23 protein-coding genes and 1 pseudogene are annotated in these 22,533 nt (G+C 70.6%); 9 read left to right on the top strand and 15 right to left on the bottom strand.

Annotated elements, in window-relative coordinates; genetic code table 11:
• Positions 1 to 166: 166 nt before the first annotated feature.
• Complete coding sequence (locus tag D3105_RS12160) at positions 167 to 535, top strand: PLD nuclease N-terminal domain-containing protein (protein ID WP_118903246.1); 369 nt, start codon at positions 167 to 169, stop codon at positions 533 to 535.
• A gap of 76 nt (positions 536 to 611) precedes the next feature.
• Here D3105_RS12160 and ccsB read toward each other — a convergent pair whose 3' ends face one another.
• The 8 genes and pseudogenes from ccsB to hemL form a co-directional block, all read right to left on the bottom strand.
• Positions 612 to 1,691 (bottom strand): c-type cytochrome biogenesis protein CcsB, encoded by a 1,080-nt coding sequence (gene ccsB, locus D3105_RS12165; protein WP_118903248.1) that lies wholly within the window; start codon positions 1,689 to 1,691, stop codon positions 612 to 614.
• Positions 1,688 to 3,475: a cytochrome c biogenesis protein ResB gene (resB, locus tag D3105_RS12170; RefSeq protein WP_118903250.1), complete on the bottom strand. Its 1,788-nt coding sequence runs from the start codon at positions 3,473 to 3,475 to the stop codon at positions 1,688 to 1,690. Before resB ends, ccsB begins: the two co-directional genes overlap by 4 nt.
• A gap of 5 nt (positions 3,476 to 3,480) precedes the next feature.
• Complete coding sequence (locus D3105_RS12175) at positions 3,481 to 4,263, bottom strand: cytochrome c biogenesis CcdA family protein (protein ID WP_030710851.1); 783 nt, start codon at positions 4,261 to 4,263, stop codon at positions 3,481 to 3,483.
• Positions 4,264 to 4,267: 4 nt separating this feature from the next.
• Positions 4,268 to 4,870 (bottom strand): TlpA family protein disulfide reductase, encoded by a 603-nt coding sequence (locus D3105_RS12180; protein WP_118903252.1) that lies wholly within the window; start codon positions 4,868 to 4,870, stop codon positions 4,268 to 4,270.
• 67 nt (positions 4,871 to 4,937) lie between these two features.
• A complete protein-coding gene (locus D3105_RS12185; RefSeq protein WP_118903254.1) occupies positions 4,938 to 6,194 on the bottom strand; it encodes a hypothetical protein in 1,257 nt (418 codons plus the stop codon).
• Between the two features lie 261 nt (positions 6,195 to 6,455).
• Positions 6,456 to 6,791: pseudogene (locus D3105_RS12190) on the bottom strand (esterase); the annotation flags it as partial.
• A gap of 191 nt (positions 6,792 to 6,982) precedes the next feature.
• Positions 6,983 to 7,711, bottom strand: coding sequence for a histidine phosphatase family protein (locus D3105_RS12195; protein WP_118903256.1), 729 nt, complete (start codon positions 7,709 to 7,711; stop codon positions 6,983 to 6,985).
• Positions 7,708 to 9,015, bottom strand: coding sequence for a glutamate-1-semialdehyde 2,1-aminomutase (gene hemL / locus D3105_RS12200; RefSeq protein ID WP_206272716.1), 1,308 nt, complete (start codon positions 9,013 to 9,015; stop codon positions 7,708 to 7,710). The genes D3105_RS12195 and hemL overlap by 4 nt, the downstream gene beginning before the upstream one ends.
• Positions 9,016 to 9,311: 296 nt before the next feature.
• Here hemL and D3105_RS12205 point away from each other — a divergent pair, with 296 nt between their 5' ends.
• Positions 9,312 to 9,896 carry a hypothetical protein gene (locus D3105_RS12205; RefSeq protein ID WP_073780093.1) on the top strand — a complete coding sequence of 195 codons (585 nt, stop codon included), beginning with the start codon at positions 9,312 to 9,314 and terminating at the stop codon, positions 9,894 to 9,896.
• A 170-nt stretch (positions 9,897 to 10,066) separates the two neighbouring features.
• On the top strand, positions 10,067 to 10,393 hold the full coding sequence (locus D3105_RS12210) for a hypothetical protein (RefSeq protein WP_118903258.1): 327 nt from the start codon (positions 10,067 to 10,069) through the stop codon (positions 10,391 to 10,393).
• On the opposite strand, the gene D3105_RS12215 is transcribed toward D3105_RS12210, so the two are convergent.
• A complete protein-coding gene (locus D3105_RS12215; RefSeq protein ID WP_118903260.1) occupies positions 10,308 to 10,904 on the bottom strand; it encodes a TIGR03086 family metal-binding protein in 597 nt (198 codons plus the stop codon). The genes D3105_RS12210 and D3105_RS12215 overlap by 86 nt on opposite strands.
• Before the next feature lie 80 nt (positions 10,905 to 10,984).
• On the opposite strand from D3105_RS12215, the gene D3105_RS12220 reads away from it, so the two are divergent.
• A complete protein-coding gene (locus D3105_RS12220; protein ID WP_118903316.1) occupies positions 10,985 to 11,806 on the top strand; it encodes an AraC family transcriptional regulator in 822 nt (273 codons plus the stop codon).
• A gap of 75 nt (positions 11,807 to 11,881) precedes the next feature.
• Positions 11,882 to 12,613 carry a Mut7-C RNAse domain-containing protein gene (locus tag D3105_RS12225; RefSeq protein WP_118903262.1) on the top strand — a complete coding sequence of 244 codons (732 nt, stop codon included), beginning with the start codon at positions 11,882 to 11,884 and terminating at the stop codon, positions 12,611 to 12,613.
• Between the two features lie 17 nt (positions 12,614 to 12,630).
• Here the strand turns inward: D3105_RS12225 and D3105_RS12230 are convergent, their stop codons facing one another.
• Positions 12,631 to 13,338, bottom strand: coding sequence for an AAA family ATPase (locus D3105_RS12230; RefSeq protein ID WP_118903263.1), 708 nt, complete (start codon positions 13,336 to 13,338; stop codon positions 12,631 to 12,633).
• Between the two features lie 91 nt (positions 13,339 to 13,429).
• On the opposite strand from D3105_RS12230, the gene D3105_RS12235 reads away from it, so the two are divergent.
• Positions 13,430 to 14,188, top strand: coding sequence for an SDR family NAD(P)-dependent oxidoreductase (locus D3105_RS12235; protein WP_006125430.1), 759 nt, complete (start codon positions 13,430 to 13,432; stop codon positions 14,186 to 14,188).
• Positions 14,189 to 14,296: 108 nt separating this feature from the next.
• Here the strand turns inward: D3105_RS12235 and D3105_RS12240 are convergent, their stop codons facing one another.
• The 4 genes from D3105_RS12240 to D3105_RS12255 form a co-directional block, all read right to left on the bottom strand.
• Positions 14,297 to 15,382: an ABC transporter ATP-binding protein gene (locus tag D3105_RS12240; protein WP_118903265.1), complete on the bottom strand. Its 1,086-nt coding sequence runs from the start codon at positions 15,380 to 15,382 to the stop codon at positions 14,297 to 14,299.
• Positions 15,379 to 16,218, bottom strand: coding sequence for an ABC transporter permease (locus D3105_RS12245; RefSeq protein WP_118903267.1), 840 nt, complete (start codon positions 16,216 to 16,218; stop codon positions 15,379 to 15,381). The genes D3105_RS12240 and D3105_RS12245 overlap by 4 nt, the downstream gene beginning before the upstream one ends.
• The gene (locus D3105_RS12250) at positions 16,215 to 17,117 is read right to left on the bottom strand and encodes an ABC transporter permease (RefSeq protein WP_240646882.1); all 903 of its coding nucleotides are present in this window, start codon (positions 17,115 to 17,117) and stop codon (positions 16,215 to 16,217) included. Before D3105_RS12250 ends, D3105_RS12245 begins: the two co-directional genes overlap by 4 nt.
• Before the next feature lie 73 nt (positions 17,118 to 17,190).
• Positions 17,191 to 18,339, bottom strand: a complete 1,149-nt coding sequence (locus tag D3105_RS12255; RefSeq protein ID WP_118903269.1) for an extracellular solute-binding protein — start codon at positions 18,337 to 18,339, stop codon at positions 17,191 to 17,193.
• Positions 18,340 to 18,657: 318 nt separating this feature from the next.
• Between D3105_RS12255 and D3105_RS12260 the strand changes: the two genes are divergently transcribed.
• Both D3105_RS12260 and D3105_RS12265 read left to right on the top strand, forming a co-directional pair.
• A complete protein-coding gene (locus D3105_RS12260) occupies positions 18,658 to 19,398 on the top strand; it encodes a GntR family transcriptional regulator (protein ID WP_118903271.1) in 741 nt (246 codons plus the stop codon).
• Between the two features lie 129 nt (positions 19,399 to 19,527).
• Entirely contained in the window at positions 19,528 to 20,097 is a 570-nt protein-coding gene (locus D3105_RS12265) for an HAD family hydrolase (protein ID WP_118903272.1), read from the top strand.
• 219 nt (positions 20,098 to 20,316) lie between these two features.
• Here the strand turns inward: D3105_RS12265 and D3105_RS12270 are convergent, their stop codons facing one another.
• Complete coding sequence (locus tag D3105_RS12270) at positions 20,317 to 21,510, bottom strand: RtcB family protein (RefSeq protein WP_118903274.1); 1,194 nt, start codon at positions 21,508 to 21,510, stop codon at positions 20,317 to 20,319.
• A gap of 172 nt (positions 21,511 to 21,682) precedes the next feature.
• On the opposite strand from D3105_RS12270, the gene D3105_RS12275 reads away from it, so the two are divergent.
• Positions 21,683 to 22,522: a DUF3558 domain-containing protein gene (locus D3105_RS12275; protein ID WP_118903276.1), complete on the top strand. Its 840-nt coding sequence runs from the start codon at positions 21,683 to 21,685 to the stop codon at positions 22,520 to 22,522.
• Positions 22,523 to 22,533 lie beyond the last annotated feature (11 nt).

Here is a 22,533-nt window from a genome sequence, read left to right on the forward strand (position 1 = left end):
GTCGTAAGCCATGCGGTCCAGTTTGACACGGGAGCCCCCGCGGGCCCGCCGGGGCTCCCCCGTCCCGCGCCCCGGATCGTCTCTGACGAGCCGGTACCCTGGCCGCGATACGGGGCAATCGTCCCGCCCGCCGCCACTTCCTGGGGGACGCACCATGAGAGCCCTGATGTTCATCGTCCCGCTGGCTCTGACGATCTACGCGTTCATCGACTGCCTGAACACCTCGGAGGAGGACACCAAGCATCTGCCGAAGATCGCCTGGGTCTTCATCATTCTGCTGTTCTGGATCGTCGGCCCGGTCGTCTGGCTCGCCGCCGGCAAGAACCGCCACAACCGGTCCGGGGGCGCCGGGCCCTCCTCGTGGCAGCGCAACAGGCGGCAGCAGTGGGTGGCCCCGGACGACAACCCGGACTTCCTGAAGTCCCTGAAGGACGACAAGAAGCCGGAGGCGGAAGCGGAGGCGGAGGCCGAGGAGGAGCCGGGCCGTCGCGACGGCGGCACGAGCCCCGACGACAAGACCCCGCCCACGTCCTGACGGCGCACCACCGCATGCGAAAGGCTCCCCGGACGGGATTCCGTCCGGGGAGCCTTTCGCGTCGTGCGCGGGTCGCTCAGACGCCCGCGTAGGAGTGCAGGCCGGAGACGAAGATGTTCACGCCGTAGTAGTTGAACAGCCAGCAGGCGAAGGCGACGAGCGCCAGGTAGGCGGCCTTGCGGCCCTTCCATCCCGCGGTGGCGCGGGCGTGCAGATAGGCGGCGTAGGCGACCCAGGTGATGAAGGACCAGACCTCCTTGGGGTCCCAGCCCCAGTACCGGCCCCAGGCGTCGCCCGCCCAGATCGCGCCCGCGATGATCGTGAACGTCCAGAGCGGGAAGACGGCCGCGTTGATCCGGTACGAGAACTTGTCCAGCGAGGACGCCGAGGGCAGCCGCTCCATGACCGAGGACGCGAACTTCCCGGGCGTGCCGCCGGAGGCGAGCTTGTTCTCGTAGCTGTCGCGGAAGAGGTAGAGGATCGTGCCGACCGCGCCGAGGTAGAACACGGCCCCGCAGAGGATCGCGGTCGAGACGTGGATCCACAGCCAGTACGAGTGCAGGGCGGGCACCAGCTGGTCGCTGTCGGTGTAGAGCGTGGTGACCGCGATCCCGAGGTCCAGCAGGACCGTGGTGACCAGCGGGAGACCGATCCAGCGGACGTTCTTCTTCAGCGCGAGCAGCACCAGGTAGGAGCCGACCGCCACCGTGGAGAAGGTGATGGAGAACTCGTACATGTTGGCCCAGGGGGCCCGCTGCACGGACAGGGCGCGGGTGATCACCCCGCCCGCCTCGACGAGGAAGGCGACCACGGTCAGCGAGACCGCGATCCGGCCGTACAGGTCGCCCTTGAACGTGCCGCCCGCCGCACCCGGGCCGTCGGGCACGTCACGCGTACCGGCGGCGGAGCGGGTGATGACCTCGGGCCGCTCCAGCACGGCCGTGCCACCCGCCTGCGCCTTCACCGCGGGGGCGGCGGAGGCCCTGGCCGGGGAGGTGGACAGCGCGGCGGCCGTGCGGCCGACCTTGCTGCGGCTGCCGAAGACCCACTCCGCGATGTGCGCGAAGAACGCCAGGGTGTAGACGGCCATCGACGAATAGATCAGCACATTGCTGGCTTCGGCCAGGCTCTCGTTGGTTGCGGCGGCGAGATTCACTTCTCAGCCCCTTCGGCAGGTGCTTCGGCAGGGTGTACGGGCCGGCTCCCGGCCTCGTTGGTGGCATCGGGTCCGTCCACGTCCGTGGACGTGGACACCGCGGGTTTCTCCGGCACGACCGGCGCCGTCGTGACGAGAGCGGCCGACAGGTCGCCCAGTTCCTCGGGGAGCTTCGCGGACTCGCTGCGGCCCAGGCCCGCCATCTCCACGACCGTGACGCCGTCGGCGCCCCGGACCGCCCGCACCCAGACCCGGCGGCGCTGGATGAACAGCGATCCGGCGAGTCCGGCGATGGCGGCGACCGCTCCGCCGAGCGCCCAGCCGTTGCCCGGCTGCTGCGAGATCTGGAAGCTGGCCCACTCCTCGGTGCCCTCGTAGGTGATGGAACCGGCGCCGTCGGGCAGGTCCAGCTTCTCGCCGGGCATCAGCATCTTCTTGAGCAGCTCGCCGTCCTTGTCCTTGAACTCCTTCATCTTGGACGTGTCGAGCTGGTAGACGTTCTGCGCGAGCCCGGAGTCGACGCCGAGCGACCCCTGGTAGGCGCTGAGCGCCAGCACGGGGAAGTCCAGCGCCGGGAACTGCGAGAACATCTGGCCCTTGCCGTGACCGGCGAAGGTCGGCACGAAGAACGCCTTGAAGCCCAGCTGGGTCTTCTTGCCGTTCTTGTCCTTGTAGCCGTCCATCACCTTGATCGCGCCGGACGAGGTGATGTTGTTGTCGATCGGCAGGAGCGGCACGGCGGACTTCGAGACGACCTTGCCCTTGCCGTCCCGGACGGTGACGACGGGCGCGTAGCCGTGGGCGATCAGATAGACCTTGGTGCCGTCCACGACGAGCGGTTCGTTGACCTTGATGACGCCCTTGCGCTCCGCGCCCTCGGCCCCCTCGGTGTACGTCACCCGGGCCTCGAAGGTCCGCGGGGTGCCGCGCTGCGGGCCGCTCTTCTCGTACGTACCGACGAATTCGTCCAGGACGAAGCTGAACGGGGCCAGCGAGTCGGAGTCGTAGAGCGAACCCGACTTGAAGTCGTCGTACTGGGTGAGCGTGTTGGAGAAGCCGTCGCCCTCGACGACCAGCTTGCCGCCCTCGGACTTGAAGAGCTGCCCGGAGGCGAAGGCGATCAGCATCACGATCAGGGCGATGTGGAAGACCAGGTTCCCGGCCTCGCGGAGGTAGCCCTTCTCGGCGGCGACCGCGTCACCCACCTCATGGCCGCGGAAGCGTCGCCCCCGCAGGACCGTGAGGGCCGCCGCACGGACCTCCTCGGGCTCGGCCTCCGTGCGCCACGTGGTGTACGCGGGCAGCCGGGTCAGCCGCTTCGGCGCGCCCGGCGGGCGGCTGCGCAGCTGGCCGACGAACTGGCCGGTGCGCGGCACGATGCAGCCGATGAGCGAGACGAACAGCAGGATGTAGATCGCGGAGAACCACACCGAGCTGTAGACGTCGAAGAGCTGGAGCGCCTCGTAGACGGGGGTGAGCGTGGTGTGCCGCTCCTTGAAGGCCTGCACCTTCATGTCGTCGACGCTGGTCTGCGGGATCAGCGACCCCGGGATCGCCCCGAGGGAGAGCAGGAACAGCAGGATCAGCGCCACCCGCATCGAGGTCAGCTGACGCCAGAACCAGCGCACCCAGCCGATCACGCTCATCGCGGGCACGCCCGCCCCGGTGTCGGGACGCTCCTCGCGGGGCGCCGTGGAGAGCTGCTCGCCGGCCGCGCCGTGGGCGGAGCCGTGCTCGTGCTCGTCCTCGCGCTGCCGCGTCGTCGTGCTGTTCGCCTTGCTCATTGGACTCAGATCCCTACAACGAAGCCGCTGGACCAGCTCTGCATCTGCTGCATGAGCGTGGCCCACACGCCGGTCAGCAGCAGGATTCCGGTCACGATCATCATGCCGCCGCCGATCCGCATCACCCATGCGTAGTGACGCTTGACCCAGCCGAACGCGCCGAGCGCCTTGCGGAAGGCGACCGCGGCCAGGACGAACGGGACACCGAGTCCGAGACAGTACGCGACGGTCAGTATCGCGCCGCGTCCGGCGGTGGCGCTCTCGGCGGAGAGGAACAGCACCGAGGAGAGCGTCGGGCCGATGCACGGCGTCCAGCCGATCCCGAAGAGGGCGCCGAGCAGCGGTGCGCCGGCCAGTCCGGCCACCGGGCGCTTGTGGAAGCGGAACTCGCGCTGCGTCACGCCCGGCAGGAGCCCCATGAAGAAGACGCCCATGAGGATCATCAGGCCGCCGAGGACCTTGTTGAGCACCTCGGCGTGCATCTGGAGTTCGTTGCCGAAGTAGCCGAAGAGCGCGCCGGTGGAGGCGAACACCACGGTGAAGCCGAGGACGAACAGCGAGGCGCCGGCCACCACCCGGCCCCGGCGTGCGTCGGCCAGGTCGGTGCCGCTGACCCCGGTGACGTAACTCAGGTAGCCGGGCACCAGCGGCAGGACGCACGGCGAGAAGAAGGAGACGAGACCGGCCAGCAGGGCGAGCGGCAGAGCGAGCAGCAGGGCCCCGGACACGACGGTGTCGTTGTACGCGGCCAGCGTGACGGTCTCGTGGTGGGCGGCGAGGGGGATCACCGGATCACTTCTCCGCGATGATCGGGTCGATCATCTCGCGCAGCTCGTCGCCGTTCAGCGCCTGGAGCGTACGGGCCGCGATCTTCCCGTCCCGGTCGATGACCACGGTGGACGGAATGGCCTGCGGGTTCAGGGTGCCCTTGGGGAAGCGGAGGATGAGCTTGCCGATCGGGTCGTAGAAGCTGGGGTACTCCACCCCGTAGTCCTTCTCGAAGTTGATCGCCTTGTCCCGCTCGGGGTCCCGGGTGTTTATCCCGACGAACTGCACGCCCTGGTCCTTCGTCTCCTCGGAGACCTTCGCGAAGTACTTCGCCTCCAGTCGGCAGGGGCCGCACCAGGAGCCCCAGACGTTGAGCACGACGACCTTGCCCCGGTAGTCGGCGAGGTCGAGCGGCTTGCCCTCCAGGCTGTTGCCGTCGAGCTTCGGCGCGGCCACCCGGTCCGCCTTCGCGACGGTGGAGACGCCTCCGCTGCCGGTGATGAAGTTGGTGTTGCCGCCACCCCCCGCCTTGTTGCCGTCGCCGCACGCGGACAGCGTCAGGGCACCGGCCACGGCGGTGGCGGCGAGCAGGGTGAAGCGGCGTCGGGACGCGCGGCCAAAGCTCATGTGAAAAGTTTCGCATGGCAGTTTCCGGGGATCTGCGCGCCCCCCTCGGTGCCCGTAAAGCCCCTTGTCAAGCCTGTTTAAAGAAGGAGTTCCAGCCGCCGGCGGGCGCCTGTCCGACGTCCAGCGTCCGGAGCTTGGCGAGCACGGCGGGATCCTGGGCGTCGAGCCAGTCGACATACTGCCGGAACGAGACGAGACGGACGTCGTCCTTGTCCGCGACCTTCTTGATCACTTCTTCCACGGCGTCCATGTAGATGCCGCCGTTCCACTCCTCGAAGTGGTTGCCGATGTAGAACGGCGCGCGATTCGACTCGTAGGCGCGCTGGAATCCGGCGAGATAGGCACCGGTCGCCTGCTGCCGCCAGCCGGGATAGCGCGAGGGCATGCCCTTGGTCGAATTCTTCGACTGGTTGGCGAGGATGTTGTAGTCCATCGAGAGCACCTCGAAGGAGTGGCCGGGGAACGGCATCGCCTGCAGCGGCAGATCCCAGACGCCGCCGCGCTTCACGGGCCAGGTCTGGCGGCCTCCGGGCGAGCTGGCGTCGTAGCGCCAGCCCAGCTTGCGCGCGGTCGGCAGGAGATTTTCCTGGCCGAGCAGACAGGGGGTGCGTCCGCCGACCAGTTCCTTGCGATAGTCGAACGGAAGCGGTTCCTCGTTCTCCCAGCCGGTGTTGGTCCGCCATTCCGTGACGAACGACACAGCCTGATTGATCTCGCTGTGCCACTGCGCCGGAGTCCAGCGCTCCACGGATCCGGAACCGCCGCAGAAATGACCGTTGAAGTGGGTGCCGATCTCATGGCCGTCCAACCACGCCTGACGTACGTACTTCAGCGTGTCCTTGACGTGATCATCGGTGAGATAGCCGATGTCGGAGGCGCCGCGGGGGTTGTTCGGCGGACGGTAGAGAGACTTCTTCGACTCGGGCAGCAGATAGATCCCGGAGAGGAAGAACGTCATCGCCGCGTCGTGTTCCTTGGCGAGTTCGAGAAAGCGCGGGAAGAGCCCGTTGCCTACTTCGCCCGCACCGTCCCAGGAAAAGATCACGAACTGCGGCGGCTTCTGGCCGGGTTCGAGCGGGACGGGGGCCTCGGGCTGATGGGGCTGCTTGCCGGTGTCGGCCGTCGAGCCGTCACCGATCAGCCGGACCTTGTTCTTCGGCGAACCGTTTCCGCTGCCGTTGCCTCCGGTGCCGGAGTCGCCCTTGCCACCGCGGCCGGATCCTCCGTCACCGGAGGAGCCCGAGGTGCCACAGCCGGCGAGTCCGATCGCGGCTGCGGCCCCGAGCCCTGCGCCGAGCAGGCCCCTTCGATTGATGTCGCGCATACCGTCCCCATCTGCGGTCGTTTTATCTCAAGCCCATACAAACTGCTGAAGGGTTAGATGAGGCGCGTAACACGTCGGTTCCGTGCATTTGGGGACTTTCTTTACGCTTTACCTTCCGATCGCGACGAGACGCCTGTGCGGCTCTCGTACGCCCTCACGGGCAACCCTGAAGGGGGACGCGGGAACGGGCCTCCGCAGTTCTGCCACCGGCCGACGGATCGGGACCGGGATCGACGGGTCGGCTTCCCCGCCCCGTCGAACTCATGCGCGGGCGCGGGGGCCGCTCGCAGACCGCTCCTCCCGGAAGGCCTCCACCAGGGCCTCGGCGAGCAACCCCTGCCGGCAGGCGTGGTCGCGGCCGCCGTTGTGGACCGTGCGGTGGACCCTGTACCTGCGGGCGCGCAACGCCCGGACGAGGGTCTCGCCGTGCTCGACCGAAGCGGCCCCGTCGTGCGGACCGAGGCCGAGGTGGGCGACGGGGGCGGGGTCCGGTCCTTCGTCGCCGTACGCTCCGTCCCCGGGACGCCCGCCGGGCGCGGGCGACTGGGCGAGGACCCGGCCGAAGCGGTCGGGCCGGGTGAGGCCCGCGTACAGCGCAGCCGTCCCGCCGGATACGAACCAGCAGGGCCCGGCAGGCCGTCGGCCCGCCCACCTAACGTTAAGTTAGCTCAGCCTAAGCTAAGTCACCGTCAGGCGGCGCGGAAAAAGGGACGGGACCGCCCGCCGCGGAGTGCGGCAGCCGGTCCCGTACGTCCCGTCTCGTCCCGTCCGGCGTCGGACTACGTCACCTACGCCCCGAACGCCTTCGACCGGCCCTTCGCGGCCTTCCCCTTCACCGGCTTGGCCCCGGCCAGCAGATGCACGGGCACCAGGTCCCGGGCCGGCTCCGAGTAGCCGACCGAGACGATCTTGTCGCCCCGGTAGGTGAAGCTGGTGAGCGAGGCCAGCGTGCACTGCCGCTTGCGCGGGTCGTGCCACAGCCGGCGGCGCTCCACGAAGGACCGCAGGATCCAGATCGGCAGCTGGTGGCTGACGCAGACCGCCTCGTGCCCGCGCGCCGCGTCCCGCGCCGTATCGATCGCGCCCATCATCCGGACGACCTGCTCGATGTACGGCTCGCCCCAGGACGGCTTGAACGGGTTGGTGAGGTGCTTCCAGTTGTCCGGCTTGCGCAGCGCGCCGTCGCCGACGCCGAAGGTCTTGCCCTCGAAGACGTTGGCGGCCTCGATCAGCCGGGCGTCGGTGGCCAGGTCCAGGCCGTGCGCCTTGGCGATGGGGTCGGCGGTCTCCTGGGCGCGCTCCAGCGGGGAGGCGACGACATGGGTGATGTCGCGCTTCTCCAGGTGCTCGGCGACCCGGTCGGCCATCTTCCGGCCCAGGTCGGAGAGGTGGTAGCCGGGGCGGCGGCCGTAGAGCACACCGTCCGGGTTGTGCACCTCGCCGTGCCGGACCACGTGCACCACGGTCAACTGCTCGTCGCGGTTCACGCCTTCGGGGTTGGTGCTCTTCTCGCTCATGCGGTGGCCTCCGATGCGGCACGGGCGGCCGCGGGCAGGGCGGCGGCGATGCGCTCGACCGCCCGCTCGTCGTGGGCCGTGGAGACGAACCAGGACTCGAACGCCGAGGGCGGCAGGTAGACGCCCTGCTCCAGCATGGAGTGGAAGAACGCGGTGAAGCGGAAGACGTCCTGCTTCTTGGCGTCCTCGTAGTCGCGCACCGGCTGGTCGGTGAAGAAGACGGAGAACATGTTGCTCGCGGCCGACACCGTGTGCGCGACGCCCTCCTTCGTGAGCGCGTCGGCCACCAGGGAGCGCAGCTCGGCGGAGACCGCGTCGATCTTCGCGTACGCCGCGTCGTCCAGCAGCCGCAGCTGGGCGAGCCCGGCGGCGGTGGCGATCGGGTTCCCGGAGAGCGTGCCCGCCTGGTAGACCGGGCCGGCCGGGGCCAGGTGCGCCATCACGTCGCCGCGACCGCCGAAGGCCGCGGCGGGGAAGCCGCCGCCCATCACCTTGCCGAAGGTCATCAGGTCCGGGCGGACGCCGTCGACGCCGTACCAGCCGGCCTTCGACGTACGGAAGCCCGTCATGACCTCGTCGGAGATGTACAGCGCGCCGTTGGCCGCGCACAGCTCCTTGAGCCCGGCGTTGAAGCCGTCCGCCGGCGGGACGACGCCCATGTTGCCGGGCGAGGCCTCGGTGATCACGCAGGCGATCTCGCCCGGGTGCGCGGCGAAGGCGGCGCGGACCGCATCCAGGTCGTTGTACGGCAGCACGACGGTGTCCCCGGCCGTGGCGCCCGTGACACCGGGGGTGTCGGGCAGCCCGAAGGTGGCCACACCCGACCCGGCGGCGGCGAGCAGCGCGTCCACGTGGCCGTGGTAGCAGCCGGCGAACTTCACGACCTTGGCCCGGCCCGTGAAGCCGCGGGCCAGCCGGATCGCCGACATGGTCGCCTCGGTGCCGGAGGAGACCAGGCGCACCTGCTCGACGGGCTCGATCCGCGCCACGATCTCCTCGGCGAGCGCGACCTCGCCCTCGCCCGGCGTACCGAAGGAGGTACCGCGGGAGACCGCTTCCTGGACTGCGGCGATGACCTCGGGGTGAGAGTGGCCGAGAATCATCGGCCCCCACGAGCAGACGAGGTCGACGTACTCACGGCCGTCGGCGTCGGTGAGGTACGGACCGGTGCCGGACACCATGAACCGGGGCGTACCGCCCACGGCCCGGAAGGCACGCACGGGAGAGTTCACGCCGCCGGGCGTCACGACGGACGCCCGGTCGAACAGCGACTGCGAAACTGGGGCTTCGTATGAATACGCCACTTTGGTCCTGATCTGCGATTCGGGTGTCGGGGGGCCGGGCCGGGAAATCCCTAACAATCTCGGCCACCGGTGAGCAGGGAGGGCGCTCCCCTCGTATCACGAAAGAGCGTCAGCGCTCTCGCGTCTGCGAAACTGGGGCGTCATAGGGAAAGCTCACACATGCCATGGTGTCAGAGGCACGGACGGTCTTTGCGGACAGGTGTTTCACCGCACGTCCGCGGGGGAGGTCACTGACACGATGATCGGGTTGCGCGGCGGGGGCTGTGTCTCCTAAGAAGTAGTCGGGTGGATGAGATATGCATCGCGGTGGCGGAGTGGGCGAAGGGACCGACGACCTGGGGCCCGAGCCTGCCCGACGAGGGCGGCACCGGCGCAGGGCCGAGCGCGCACAGAGCAGGGGCGCGGAGAGCACGCCGCCCCCCGGGACCAGGAGCGGGGGCGGGATGGGGGTGACGTACAAGTATTTCGGCGCGCCGGACGGGGCCACCGCCGCACGGGTGCCCATCTCGATGCGCCCGGAGGAGCTCGGCGGTGACGAGCTGGGCATGGGCGGCATGTTCACCAAGATCAAGCCGGAGACCGTGGCCGCCATGGTCCTCACCGGCATCCAGGGCATACCCCTGCACAAGGTCCCCCCGCTGGAACTGGTCGTCCTCCACCCCGACTACGCCGTGGTCAAACTCCCGATGACCGTCGTCGACCCGCTGCGCGGCGTTGGCGAGGAGTCGGTCGGCGCGGCGGCCTTCATCTGGTCCACGGTCCCCGATCGCGGCGGCCCGCGCGACGCGTTCAACGTCTACCAGCTGCTCCACGAGTGGCAGGACTTCTCCCACCGCCTGCACGACGCGGGGCATCAGGCGTACTGCCTGGTCTGGCCCTGATCCACAAGCCCGGCCGCACAGCCGGTCGAAGCGTTCAAACAGACGCACCCACGCGCACGCATCCGGTCAAATTCCAGCCAGACCTTACGGATATTTGGCCGACGGCAGGTCTTCAGCCGACCCGCCCGGCACGCCGATGGACAGGGCACCGACCATCGAGGAGGTCCGCCGTGGGCGACGTTCTGCTGGCCCTGTCCATCCCCGTGCTCGTTTTCGGCGGCGGCATCTACGCCGCCTGCGACTGCTGGTGGCGCCGCAGGCATCCGGCGCCACCGTCCCCGTACACCCACCGGGCGGCCCGGCTGGCGGAGCAGGAGATGCTGCTGCTTGCCGAGGAGATCATCGACGACGCGTACGCCGCGCTCGGCCCCCTCTACGACGCCCCGGGCCCCGCCGGCCCGCCGACCGTGCTCAACCCACGGCCGCCCCGGGCACCCCGGTCGGCCGCCACCCCGGATCACGCCCCGTCACGGCCAGCAGCCGCTCGAAAGCCGTAGCGCCCTCCGGAACCGGGAACGGCTCGCCGAACACCTTCATCTCCCGGGCCTGCGGAGCCATCGCCGCCAGCCCCGGGCCCACCTCGTCGAGCACGCTCGGCTCCGGCGCAAAGTCCCCGCCGGTCGCCCGCGCCAGGTCCCAGGCGTGCACGGTCAGATCGCCGAGCACCATGAGCCCCACCGTCCGGGCCGGCAGCCCCATCCGCCCCGTCGTGCCCTCCTCGACGCCCGGCACGCTCCACGCCTCCACGAGCCGGGCCGTCTCGTCGCCGAACCTGCCCCGCCAGTCGCCGTCCGCCACGAAGTCCGGCTCCTGGGTGAAATCCACGTCCTCGCGGGCCGCGAGTGCCTGGAAGTTCACGACCACCAGGAACAGGTGGTTCAGCAGCGCCCGCACGTCGTACTCGGCGCAGGGCGTGGAGCCGCCCAGTTGCCCGTCGCCGATCCCCCGCACCACGGGCAGGGCCCGGTCCGCGGCGGTTTCCAGCAGTTCACCGATCGTCTGAGTCATGCTCCCACCCTGCGCCGGTCGGCCGCCCGCGTCTTGAAGAAACACGACAGACGTCCAAAGCCCCCACTAAATTCGTGGTCATGGCCGCCGGACCCCGCCGCGACTCCCGGGGCATCGTCGACGCCCCGGACCTCTTCGCGCGCGTCCGCTTCCGCCGCCGCGAGCCCGCCGCCGCGCTGCGCCCGTACCTGGAGCACTACTGGCTGATCGACTGGGACCTCGCCGAGCCGTACGCCGCGCATGTCGTCCCGCACCCGTCGGTGAACCTGGTCTGGCAGCGGTACGAGGCCGGGGACAGCCCCCGGGAGCGGTCCGGGTACGTCGAGTTGGCGGGCGTCGACCCCGGGCTCTTCACCCGGAAGCTGGCCGGGCGCGGCCGGGTCTGCGGGGTGCAGTTCCGGCCCGGCGGCTTCCGCCCGTTCGCCCTCGGGCGCCCGGTCTCCGCCTGGACCGGGCTGCGGGCCGACGCCGCCGAGGTGCTGCGGCTGCCACCGCCCGTCGACGCGGTCCTCGGCCCGGACGACGAGGACGCCCGGGTCGCGGCGCTGGACGCCTTCCTGCTCGCCCTGGAGCCGCGCCCCGATCCCCGGGCGGCTCTCGCGATGGCCGCCGTCGACCGGGTACGTACGGACCGCACGGTACGCCGGGTCGACGGGCTCGCCCGGCACACCGGGCTCTCCGCCCGCTCCCTGCAACGGCTGTTCTCGGCATACGTCGGCGTCGGCCCCAAGTGGGTCATCCTCCGCTACCGTATCCACGAGGCCCTGGAGGCCGCCGAAGCCGGCCCGGCGCTCGACTGGGTGCGGCTCGCCGCGGACCTCGGCTATAGCGACCAGGCCCATCTGGTAAGGGACTTCACGGCGACGGTGGGCGTGCCCCCTACGGCCTTCGCACGGCACTGAACCGGCCAGGACGCACACCCGCGCGCCCCGCCAAATCCCTGGCAGGCCGTCCCCCGCCGGTGGCATCCTGACCGGGTGAACGGACCCGAGATCACCCTCGAAGTAGCCCCTGAGCTGCGGCTCTTCGTCCCGCATGACCGCCGCGGCGGGCCCACGCCCCTCGTCACCGACGGCTCATCCACCCTCGGCCATGTCATCGAGTCCCTCGGCGTCCCGCTCACCGAGGCCGGGGCGCTGCTGGTGAACGGCGCCCCGGTGGCCCGCTCGCACGTACCCGGCCCCGGCGAACACGTCGACGTACGCGCCGTGGAACGCCCCCAGCGAGTCCCCGGCGCACCCCTGCGCTTCCTCCTCGACGTCCATCTCGGCACGCTGGCCCGACGGCTGCGGCTTCTGGGCGTCGATGCCGCGTACGAGAGCGAGGACATCGGCGACCCCGCCCTGGCCGCCCTCTCCGCGCGCGAGCGGCGCGTCCTGCTCTCCCGGGACCGCGGGCTGCTGCGCCGCCGTGAGATCTGGGCGGGGGCGTACGTCTACAGCGACCGCCCCAAGGAGCAGCTGCGCGACGTCCTCGGCCGCTTCGCCCCGGCCCTGGACCCGTGGTCCCGCTGCACCGCGTGCAACGGGACCCTGGCCGGGGCCGCCAAGGACTCCGTGAGCGGACTGCTGGAGCACGGCACGCAGGAGGCGTACGACGTGTTCGCCCAGTGCACGGAGTGCTCCCGGGTGTACTGGCGCGGCGCCCACCACGGACACCTGGAGACGATCGTGTCCGAGGCGGTCCGGGAGTTCGGGGGCGCGGCGTAGGCGGAGGCGGCGGGCGCTCAGCCGAGGATGTGACGCAGATAGGCCTGCGGGTCGGCGAGATAGCGCCGCCAGTGGTCGACGAGCTCCAGGTCCGCCCAGCGCACCCGCTCCATTCCGCCGTCCCCCAGCTGCACGATGTCGGCGCCCGGCAGCGCGGTGAGCAGCGGTGAGTGGGTGGCGCACACCACCTGGCCGCCCGTCTTGGCCAACTGGTCCAGGTGGCCCAGCAGTTCGAGGCAGGAGGCGAAGGAGAGCGCGGCCTCGGGCTCGTCCAGCACATAGAGCCCCGGCACCGTGAACTTCTCCCGGAACGCGGCGAGGAACCCCTCCCCGTGGCTGCGGGAGTCCGGGTCCAGGCTCTCCCGCTCCAGCGCGTCGAGAGCCGTCTCCGCGCGCAGGAAGAACCCCTTGCGCGCGGCCCGGCTGCCGACCATCCGCCGCCCCCGGGGCGCGGCGTCGAAGCGGACGCGCTCCCCGAGCACGGACTTGCCCCGCGAGGTGGCGTACTTCCAGTCGGCGGAACCGCCGTACGAGTCCAGCCCGAACCCCTCGGCCATGGCCTCGACCAGCGTCGACTTCCCCGAGCCGTTCTCGCCGACGAGAAAGGTCACCGGGGCCCGGAACCGCAGCCCCTCGGCGAGGAACTGCCGCACACCGGGCACGGTCCACGGCCAGGCGTCCGGGTCGGGGTCGTACACATGGGCATAGGCGCGTTCGACGATCACCCGCCCATGATGACGGGGCCGGCGGCCCTCCCGAAGGCGCCTGCCTATCCTTGCCCCGTACACGATCAACAGCCGCCCGAGGAGATCCGCCATGGCCGCCACCCCCATCGCCGTCGTCACCGGCGCGAGCAGCGGCATCGGCGCCGCGACCGCCCGTACGCTGGCCGCCGAAGGCTTCCGCGTCGTCCTCACCGCGCGCCGCAAGGACCGCATCGAGGCGCTGGCCGCCGAGCTCACCGAGGCCGGTCACCAGGCGACGGCGTACGCGTTGGACGTCACCGACCGGGCGGCGGTCGACGAGTTCGCCACCGCGTTCCGCTCCCTCGCCGTCCTCGTCAACAACGCGGGCGGGGCGCTCGGGGCCGACCCGGTGGCGACCGGGGACCCCGCCGACTGGCGTCAGATGTACGAGACGAACGTGATCGGCACGCTCAACGTCACCCAGGCCCTGCTGCCCGCCCTCACCGCGAGCGGCGACGGCACGATCGTGATCCTCTCCTCGACCGCGGCGCTCTCCTCGTACGAGGGCGGCGGCGGTTATGTGGCGGCCAAGCACGGCGAACACGTCCTGGCCGAGACCCTGCGCCTGGAGATCGTCGGCACCCCGGTCCGCGTGATCGAGGTGGCCCCCGGCATGGTCAGGACCGAGGAGTTCGCCACCACGCGCTTCCGGGGCGACACCGAGAAGGCCGCCAAGGTCTACGCGGGCGTCGACGCCCCGCTGACCGCCGAGGACGTGGCCGACACCATCGGCTGGGCCGTCACCCGGCCCAGCCACGTCAACATCGACCTCCTGGTGGTCCGCCCGCGCGCCCAGGCGTCCAACACGAAGGTCCACCGAACGCTGTGAGGTTGTGAGCAGAGGGAATCGGCGACCGCGACGGCCGCGGTCGCGGCGAGGGCGACGGCCGCTCCGGTGGCGGACAGGAACACACGACGCTTGGCGCTCACCGGTTGCTCACTCCTTCACTTCCACCTCGAGGGACGGGGCACCGGCTCGCTCGGCGACGAGCACGGGGTTCTCGTGCGGGGTGATCGTGCAGCGGGCTCCCGGGGCCAGGGCGGCCGCCTCCCAGCTGGGCAGGTCGGCCTTGCACGCGGCTCCGGAATCGGTGGTCAGGTGCAGCCGGGTGGTCGCGCCGAGGAAGGTCGCCACCCGTACGGTCGCGGGGGCGCCCGCACCGTCGTCGGCGGCGCCCACCGCCAGCCCTTCGGGGCGCAGCAGGACGTCGACCTCGGTGCCGGGAGCAGGGGTGTCGCCGTGGATGGGCAGCCTGCGCCCGAACAGCTCGACGACCCCGCCGTCCCGGACCGTGCCCGGCAGCCGGTTCATGGTGCCGACGAACTCGGCGACGAACGGCGTGGCCGGACGGTCGTACAACTCGCCTGGCGCGGCGCACTGTTCGAGCCGCCCGTCCTTCATCACCGCGACGCGGTCCGCCATGGACAGCGCCTCCTCCTGGTCGTGGGTGACGAAGACCGTGGTGATGCCCAACTCCAGCTGGATGCGGCGGATCTCCTCGCGGAGCGTGAGCCGCACCTTGGCGTCGAGCGCCGACAGCGGCTCGTCCAGCAGCAGCACCTTGGGCGAGATCGCCAGGGCCCGGGCGAGAGCGACGCGCTGCTGCTGGCCGCCGGAGAGCTGGTGCGGGTAGTCGCCCTCGCGGCCGGGCAGCCCGACCAGCTCCAGCAACTCCCCGGCCCGTGCCGCGCGTTCGGCCGCGCCCCGGCCCCGCACCCGCAGGCCGTACGCGATGTTCTCGGCGGCCGTCATGTTCGGGAACAGGCTGTACGACTGGAACACCATGCCGATGTCACGGCGGTTGGCCGGGACGGCCGTGACGTTTTCGCCGTCCATCAGCAGTTCACCGCCGTCGGCGGTCTCGAAGCCCGCGACGATGCGCAGCGCGGTCGTCTTGCCGCAGCCGGACGGGCCGAGCAGGGCGACCAGTTCGCCGGGGGCGATGTCCAGGTCGAGCCCGTCGAGCGCGACCGTGGAGCCGAACTCCCGGCGCAGATTCTTGAGATGCACGGAGACGGTCATGACACGGTCTTCTTTCGGTTCTCGCTGCCGGAGTTCAGGGGCGTACGGCGACGGCCGCGGCCGCCCGCCAGGGTGGTGAGCAGGAGCAGCAGCCCCCAGGTGATCAGCAGGCTCAGCATCGCGGCCGCCACCGAGAGCTGGGCCTCGGAGTCCTTGATCTCCACCATCCAGACGGAGAACGGGCGGTAGGAGAGCACGGAGGCGACGGTGTACTCGCCGAGCACCATGGCCAGGCTGAGGACTGCGCCGCCCACCACGGCGGTCCGCAGGTTCGGCACGATCACCTGCCACAGGGTCTGGAGCCGGGACGCACCGAGCGAGCGGGCGGCCTCGACGAGGGTGCGCAGGTCGACGGCGCGCAGCCCGGCGTCCAGCGAGCGGTACAGGAACGGCAGGGACATCACCGTGTAGACGAGGACCAGCACCAGCGGGAAGCTCTCGTCCCGCAGCATCTGGAAAGTCATGTAGAAGGGCGTGTCGGCCAGGTCCTGTTCCCAGGACAGCACCGTCGTGACGCCCGCGACCAGCGCGATCGGGGGGACGACCAGCGGCATCATGCACAGGATCTCGACGGTCCGGCGCAGCCCCGGCAGATAGAGCGCGACCGCGACCAGGGTCGGCACCATCAGGAGCAGCCCGCAGACGATGGTGGCCAGGCCCAGGCGTACCGAGAGCATCAGGCTGGTGGTCAGCCCCTCGGTGCCGAGCCCCTGGGTGTACGCGTCGAAGCTGACACCCTCGACCTCGTTGACGCTGAACCAGATCGAGGCGCCGATGGGGACCAGGAAGTACAGCGCGGCGAGCGGCAGGACGACGGCCCGCGAGGTCAACTTCATCCGAGCCATCGGGCACTCCTGCGCTGCAGCGGTATCTGTACGGCCATCACGAGCAGCGCGATCACGACCATGTTGAGGCTCATGGCGAGCGCCAGGTTCTCCTGACCCACCAGGACGTTGCCGTTGAGGGCGTTGGCGATCTGGATGGTGATCAGCGGCTGCGAGGAGCCGACCATCACGGCGGCGGTGGCGTGCGACGCGAACGCCGTGCCGAACATCAGCACCGCCCCGCCCAGCAGCGACGGTGTCAGCACCGGGATCCCGACGTGGCGCCAGTACTGCCCCCGGGTCGCCCCGCAGGACGCGGCGGCCTCCTGCCACTGGGAGCGCAGCCCGTCGAGCGCGGGCAGCACGGTCACCACCATCAGCGGGACCATGAAGTAGAGGTAGGCCAGCACCAGTCCGGTGAAGCTGTAGAGGCTGAAGCCGGTCCGGTCCAGATGGAACAGCTGGGTGACCGTGCCGGTCGTACCGAGCGTCGCGATGAACGCGAAGGCGAGCGGCGCACCGGAGAAGTTGGCGAGCACCCCGCTCGCGGAGACGACGATCCCGCGCAGCGCCGGCCGCGGCGAGGTGACGACCGCCTGGGCGATCAGGGTGCCGACGACGGTCGCCAACAGGGCGGTGAACAAGGAGAGTTCGACGCTGCCCGTGAGCCCGGTGGCGTACGCGCCGGACAGCGAGCCGCTGACGTTCTCCGTGGAGATGCGGCTCGCACCGCTCTCCGGGTCCTGGACGGTGAACGCCCCGTACACCATGGTCCCGGCGGGCAGCCCGAAGCACACCGCGAGGAACGCGAAGAACGGGACGACGACGGGCCACCGGTGGCGCCGCGCGCCACGGCGGCGAGGTGCCCCGCCGCCCCGGACGTCCGGGGCGGGCTGACCATGCCCGACCAGACCGCACTCCCCGCGCCCGCCACGGGCACGGGGCCCGCGGCGGGGGCGGGGAGTGCGGTCTGGTCGGGCATGGTCAGCTGACCGCCTTGCCCCAGCCCTGGACGACGGTCTCCTTGGCCTTCGCCTCCTGCTCCACGGTCGGCTCCTCGGGCACCCCGTCGACCTCGGGGATCGCGGCGAGGGCGGCCTTGTCGGCGGTGCCGTCCTCCTTCATCGCGTCGAGGAGCGCCGGGCGCGAGAAGCCCTTCAGCCAGATGTTCTGGCCCTCGGGGCTGTAGACGAACTCCAGCCACAGACGGGCGGCGGCCGGGTGCGGGGCGTGCTTGTTGACGCCCTGGTTGTAGTAGCGGGAGTACAGCCCGTCGGCGGGCACCGCGACCTGCCAGTCGACGCCCTTGGGCTTCAGCTTCTCGCCGTAGCCCAGGTTGAGGTAGTCCCAGTCGATCGAGATCGGCGTCTCGCCCTGCTGGATGGTGGCGAGCGTGGACTTCGCTGGAACGAAGTTGCCCTTCTTCTTCAGCTCCTGGAAGAAGTCGAGCCCCGGCTGCGCGTCGTCGAGGGAGCCACCGCTCGCCAGGGAGGCGGCGACGACCGCCGCCAGCGCCGAACTGGACTCGGTCGGGTCGCCGTTGAGCGCGACCTTGTTCCGGTACTCGGGCTTGAGAAGGTCCTTGAACGTCTCCGGGCAGTTCTTCACCGCCTTGGCGTCACAGCCGATGGAGATGTAGCCGCCGTAGTTGTTCATGAACGAGGCGTCCGGCTGCTTCTGCGTGTCCGGGATGCCGTCCCAGCCCGCGACCCGGTACGGAGCGAGCAGGCCCTGCTTCTTGGCGTCCTGCATGTACGAGGCGCCGAGGTCCAGCGCGTCCACGGCCCGGGCCTGGCCCTTGCGCTTGGCCGCCGCGTTCAGCGCGCCCTGGCTGCTGCCGCCCGGGTCCTCGTTGTTGACCTCGATGGCGTACTTCTTCTCGAACGCCGCGATCATCTCACCGTAGTTGGCCCAGTCCGGCGCGAGGGCGTAGACGTTGAGTTTGCCCTCCTTCTCCGCTGCCGCGACGAGCTTCTCCATACCGCCGAGATCCGCCGCCGACTCCGCCTTCGCCGCCTTGCTGTTCTGCCCGCCGACGTTGTCGGGTGCGGAGCCGCAGCCGGTGGCCACCAGGGCGGTGAGGCCGACGAGGGCCGCGGCGGTCAGGACGCGGCGGGGATGGTGTGCCTTCACGATGCGTACTCCTGGGTCTGCGGCAAGCCACCTGTATGGACAAGCCATCGTCAGTAAGCCAGCCGAAGCTAGCAGCCAGGCAACCGGCAGGTAAAGGTTTCCGGCAGGAAAAAGTGCAGGTCAGAAGCGTTATGAAGACGTAGGTTTACCTTCCCCCAAACTGGTAAGACGCAGGGTTCGCACTTCGAGGGAAACGCTGATTGCGCGCAGTTTTGAAGATGCGGAACAGCTCGCGCGAATGACATGATCGCCCCGGGCCATCCGCCCCCGCGCCACCCCGAAGCTCCATGACGCCCCATGACTCCCCCGAGGAGAGACGTGACCCGACGGCACCAGCAGATCGCCGAGGAGCTGCGCCGCGCCATCGCCGACGGCACCCACCCCGTGGGCTCCGAGCTGCCGTCCGAGTCCGAACTCGCCCTGGCCCACGGGGTGTCCAGGGGCACCCTCCGCCAGGCCTTCGGCACCCTCCAGTCGGAGGGCCTGATCGGCTCCCGGCAGGGCGCCCGCCGGACGGTCCTGTCCACCACGCCCAGCCAGAGCTTCACCGAGCTGCGCAGCTTCGCCCAGTGGGCCAGGGCGGGCGACCGCACCCCCGGCGGCCTGGTGCTCCGATCGCACCGCGCGAAGGCGACCGAGGCGCAGGCCGCCCAACTCCAGGTCGTACCGGGCGAGATGGTGCTGAACGTCCTGCGCCTGCGCACCCTGGACGGCGAACCGGCCCTCCTGGAACGCACGGTGTACGCCGGGTGGGCGGCGGCGGCCGTCGAAGCACTGCCGGACGACTGCGAGTCGGTCACCCAGAGTCTGTACGACACGGCCGGCGTGGTCATGAGCCACGGCGAACACCACCTGGACGCGGTCGCCGCGGGCACCACCGACGCCCGCGAGCTGGGCGTACGACGCGGCTCCCCGCTGCTGAGGGTGCGCCGCACGACGACGACGTCCGAGGGCCGCCCGGTCGAGACGTCGGACGACCGCTACCGCCCCGGCTCGGTCGTCTTCACCGTACGCAACTCGGTGCAGGCCAACCCGTTGGTCCGCACGGCGGCGGACTGACGGCCGGACGGCGCGCACCGAGCCGCGTACGACGAAGTCCCCGGGTCCCGCCGAAGCAGCCACCCCCGCTCGGCCTCCCCCAGAGCAGCCCACCCAGGAACAGCCACTCCCAGGAACAGCGAGCCCCGCATGCCCCCGCTCCCCCGCCCCGCCGCCCTGCTGTGCGACATGGACGGCACCCTCGTCGACACCGAGCACGCCTGGCTGGATACCGTCGCCGGATTCCTGCGGACGCAGGGCTCCCCGGCCGACGCGGGCACCCTCGCCCCGTTCGCGGGCGCCGCACTGGCCGACGCGGCCGACCGCCTCGTACGCGACGGCCTCACCGCGCTGTCCCCGGCGGAGACCGTTGCGCGGCTCGACCGGGAGTTCACGGCACGGGTGGCGGCCGGGGTGGCCGTCCAGCCGGGCGCGCTCCGGCTCCTGGACCGGGCGCGCGCGCTGGGCGTACCGACGGCCCTGGTGACCGCGTCGGAGCGGCACGTGGCCGATCTGGTGCTGGACACGCTGGGCCGGCACCGCTTCGACGCGTCGGTCGCCTCGGGCGAGACGACGCGCGGGAAGCCGCACCCCGACCCGTACCTGGCCGCGGGGTGCCGCCTGCTCGCGGTGCCGTCGGTCCCCGGCATCGAACCGGGCCCGCGCACGGTCCTGGTCGCGTCCTTGACGGAGGCGGACCTGGCGGACACGGCGCGCTGACCCGCCCGCCGCGCCGACCGGCCGTGCCGGCAAGAAAGGCGGCCCCACCCGGCGGGCCCGCGGAGGAGAGGCGCGCCCAGGTGGCCGACCTCAAACGGCAGCCGGTCCCGGGACCTCCAGATCCACGGCAGCGCCCGCCTGGCCCAGTCCCTCCGGGCCGCGCGACGTACGGGGGCGGGGAGGAGACGGGCTCGGCGGGCCCCTCGGACCGGGAGGGCCTCAGCCCTTCACGCACACCACCTGCTTGAGCTTGGCGACGACCTCGACCAGGTCCCGCTGCTGATCGATGACCTGCTCGATCGGCTTGTACGCACCCGGGATCTCGTCCACGACACCGGAGTCCTTACGGCACTCCACGCCCTGCGTCTGCTCCTCCAGGTCCTTGGTCGAGAAGCGCTTCTTCGCCGCGTTCCGGCTCATCCGGCGGCCCGCGCCGTGCGACGCCGAATTGAACGACTTCTCGTTGCCGAGGCCCTTCACGATGTACGAGCCGGTGCCCATGGACCCCGGGATGATCCCGTAGTCGCCGGACCCCGCCCGGATCGCGCCCTTGCGGGTGACCAGCAGGTCCATCCCCTCGTACCGCTCCTCCGCCACGTAGTTGTGGTGGCAGGAGATGACCGGCTCGAAGGTCACCCGGGCCTTCTTGAACTCCTTGCGGACCACGTCCTGGAAGAGCCCCATCATGATCGCCCGGTTGAACTTCGCGTACTCCTGCGCCCAGAAGAGGTCGTTGCGGTACGCCGCCATCTGCGGGGTGTCCGCGACGAACACCGCCAGGTCGCGGTCGATCAGCCCCTGGTTGTGCGGAAGCTTCTGTGCCTGGCCGATGTGGAAGTCGGCCAGTTCCTTGCCGATGTTCCGCGAACCGGAGTGCAGCATCAGCCAGACAGAACCGGTCTCATCGAGACAGAACTCGATAAAGTGATTTCCCGCGCCGAGCGTTCCCATCTGCTTCGTGGCACGTTCCTGACGGAACTTGACCGCTTCCGCGATCCCCCCGAACCGCCCCCAGAAGTCGTCCCAGCCCGCCGTCGGGAACCCGTGCAGCCTGCCCGGGTCCACCGCGTCGCCGTGCATCCCCCGGCCGACCGGGATCGCCTGCTCGATCTTGGAGCGCAGCCGGGACAGGTCGCCGGGGAGATCGTTCGCGGTGAGGGACGTCTTGACGGCGGACATCCCGCAGCCGATGTCCACCCCGACCGCGGCCGGGCACACCGCGCCCTGCATCGCGATCACCGAACCGACCGTCGCCCCCTTGCCGAAGTGGACGTCGGGCATGACGGCCAGACCCTTGATCCACGGCAGCGTCGAGACGTTGCGCAGCTGCTGCATCGCCACGTCCTCGACCGACGCGGGGTCCGTCCACATCCGGATGGGAACCTTCGCCCCCGGTACCTCTACGTACGACATAACTCCTCGATTCCCCCGAAAAGACCGAAAGCGCAAAACCGGTGCCAAGGTCGGCAAACCCGTCGGCCGACCGGCATTCACAGCAGCGCGTGCGATACACATTGTGTCCATCGGCCGCCTTCGCGCGGCAACTCGTTTTCCGTACCGAAGGGAGCCTGGGACGGTGCGACACATGGCGTACGTACCCGGCGTCGCGCTTCTCGCAGCGCTCGTCGTCGGCTGCAGCGCCGGCGCCGACGGCAACGCGAACGGCGCCGACAGCAAGGCGGGCAGCCCGACGGTCACCCCCGCACCGCCGGGCAAGTACCTGACCCTGCCCGCCCCCTGCCGCGCCGTGCCGCGCTCCACGTTGAAGGATCTGCTGCCCGGCGCCGCGGAACTGCCCGCGGCCCAGCAGGACAAGGTGTTCCGGGGCTCGGCGGCCGTCACGTACGACACGGACCGCAAGGTCGGCTGCAGCTGGAAGTCCGACGCGCCGAACGCCACGCGGAGCCTCTCCATCGACTTCGAGCGCGTCGTCTCGTACGACCCCGCCGTCAGCGACGACGACCGCGCCGACACCGTGTACGCGAAGAAGGAGAAGGCCGCCGGTCTGTCCTCATCGGCGACCCCCGGGCCGCCCGAGGAGAAGGACAAGAAGGGCGAGGAGAGCGGGAAGGCGAAAGACCCGGCCGACGCCGACGCCACGGATTCCGCCGGCCCCTCGCCCTCCGAAAGCAGCGACGAAAGCACCGACGGCACCCCCGGAAGCAGCAGCAGTCCGGAGGAAGCCCTCCCCTCGCGCGTCCTCGACAACCTCGGAGATGCCGCGTTCCTGCAGGATCTGCCCAAACAGGCAGATTCCACCGCACAGCGTCACACGGTGAGCGTGGTGTTCCGCACATCGAACGTGGTCGTGACCGTCCGGTACGCCGAGCAGCCGGCCCTCGTCACCCAGGTGCCCGACGGCAGGGAACTTCAGGAGAAGGCCCAGGCACTGGCCCGGAAGCTGGCCGAGGCGCTCAGCGAGTAGACCCCTCCGAC

The sequence above is a fragment of the Streptomyces globisporus genome (assembly GCF_003501885.1).
GTDB classification, from domain to species: domain Bacteria; phylum Actinomycetota; class Actinomycetes; order Streptomycetales; family Streptomycetaceae; genus Streptomyces; species Streptomyces globisporus_D.

What these genes read in the sequence shown, in the direction of transcription:
- D3105_RS12160 (WP_118903246.1), top strand. Translation starts at nt 167, where the DNA reads ATGTTCATCGTCCCGCTGGCTCTGACGATCTACGCGTTCATCGACTGC.
- resB (WP_118903250.1), bottom strand. Translation starts at nt 3,475, where the DNA reads ATGAGCAAGGCGAACAGCACGACGACGCGGCAGCGCGAGGACGAGCAC.
- D3105_RS12180 (WP_118903252.1), bottom strand. Translation starts at nt 4,870, where the DNA reads ATGAGCTTTGGCCGCGCGTCCCGACGCCGCTTCACCCTGCTCGCCGCC.
- D3105_RS12185 (WP_118903254.1), bottom strand. Translation starts at nt 6,194, where the DNA reads ATGCGCGACATCAATCGAAGGGGCCTGCTCGGCGCAGGGCTCGGGGCC.
- D3105_RS12195 (WP_118903256.1), bottom strand. Translation starts at nt 7,711, where the DNA reads ATGAGCGAGAAGAGCACCAACCCCGAAGGCGTGAACCGCGACGAGCAG.
- D3105_RS12205 (WP_073780093.1), top strand. Translation starts at nt 9,312, where the DNA reads ATGCATCGCGGTGGCGGAGTGGGCGAAGGGACCGACGACCTGGGGCCC.
- D3105_RS12215 (WP_118903260.1), bottom strand. Translation starts at nt 10,904, where the DNA reads ATGACTCAGACGATCGGTGAACTGCTGGAAACCGCCGCGGACCGGGCC.
- D3105_RS12220 (WP_118903316.1), top strand. Translation starts at nt 10,985, where the DNA reads ATGGCCGCCGGACCCCGCCGCGACTCCCGGGGCATCGTCGACGCCCCG.
- D3105_RS12235 (WP_006125430.1), top strand. Translation starts at nt 13,430, where the DNA reads ATGGCCGCCACCCCCATCGCCGTCGTCACCGGCGCGAGCAGCGGCATC.
- D3105_RS12240 (WP_118903265.1), bottom strand. Translation starts at nt 15,382, where the DNA reads ATGACCGTCTCCGTGCATCTCAAGAATCTGCGCCGGGAGTTCGGCTCC.
- D3105_RS12245 (WP_118903267.1), bottom strand. Translation starts at nt 16,218, where the DNA reads ATGAAGTTGACCTCGCGGGCCGTCGTCCTGCCGCTCGCCGCGCTGTAC.
- D3105_RS12265 (WP_118903272.1), top strand. Translation starts at nt 19,528, where the DNA reads ATGCCCCCGCTCCCCCGCCCCGCCGCCCTGCTGTGCGACATGGACGGC.
- D3105_RS12270 (WP_118903274.1), bottom strand. Translation starts at nt 21,510, where the DNA reads ATGTCGTACGTAGAGGTACCGGGGGCGAAGGTTCCCATCCGGATGTGG.
- D3105_RS12275 (WP_118903276.1), top strand. Translation starts at nt 21,683, where the DNA reads ATGGCGTACGTACCCGGCGTCGCGCTTCTCGCAGCGCTCGTCGTCGGC.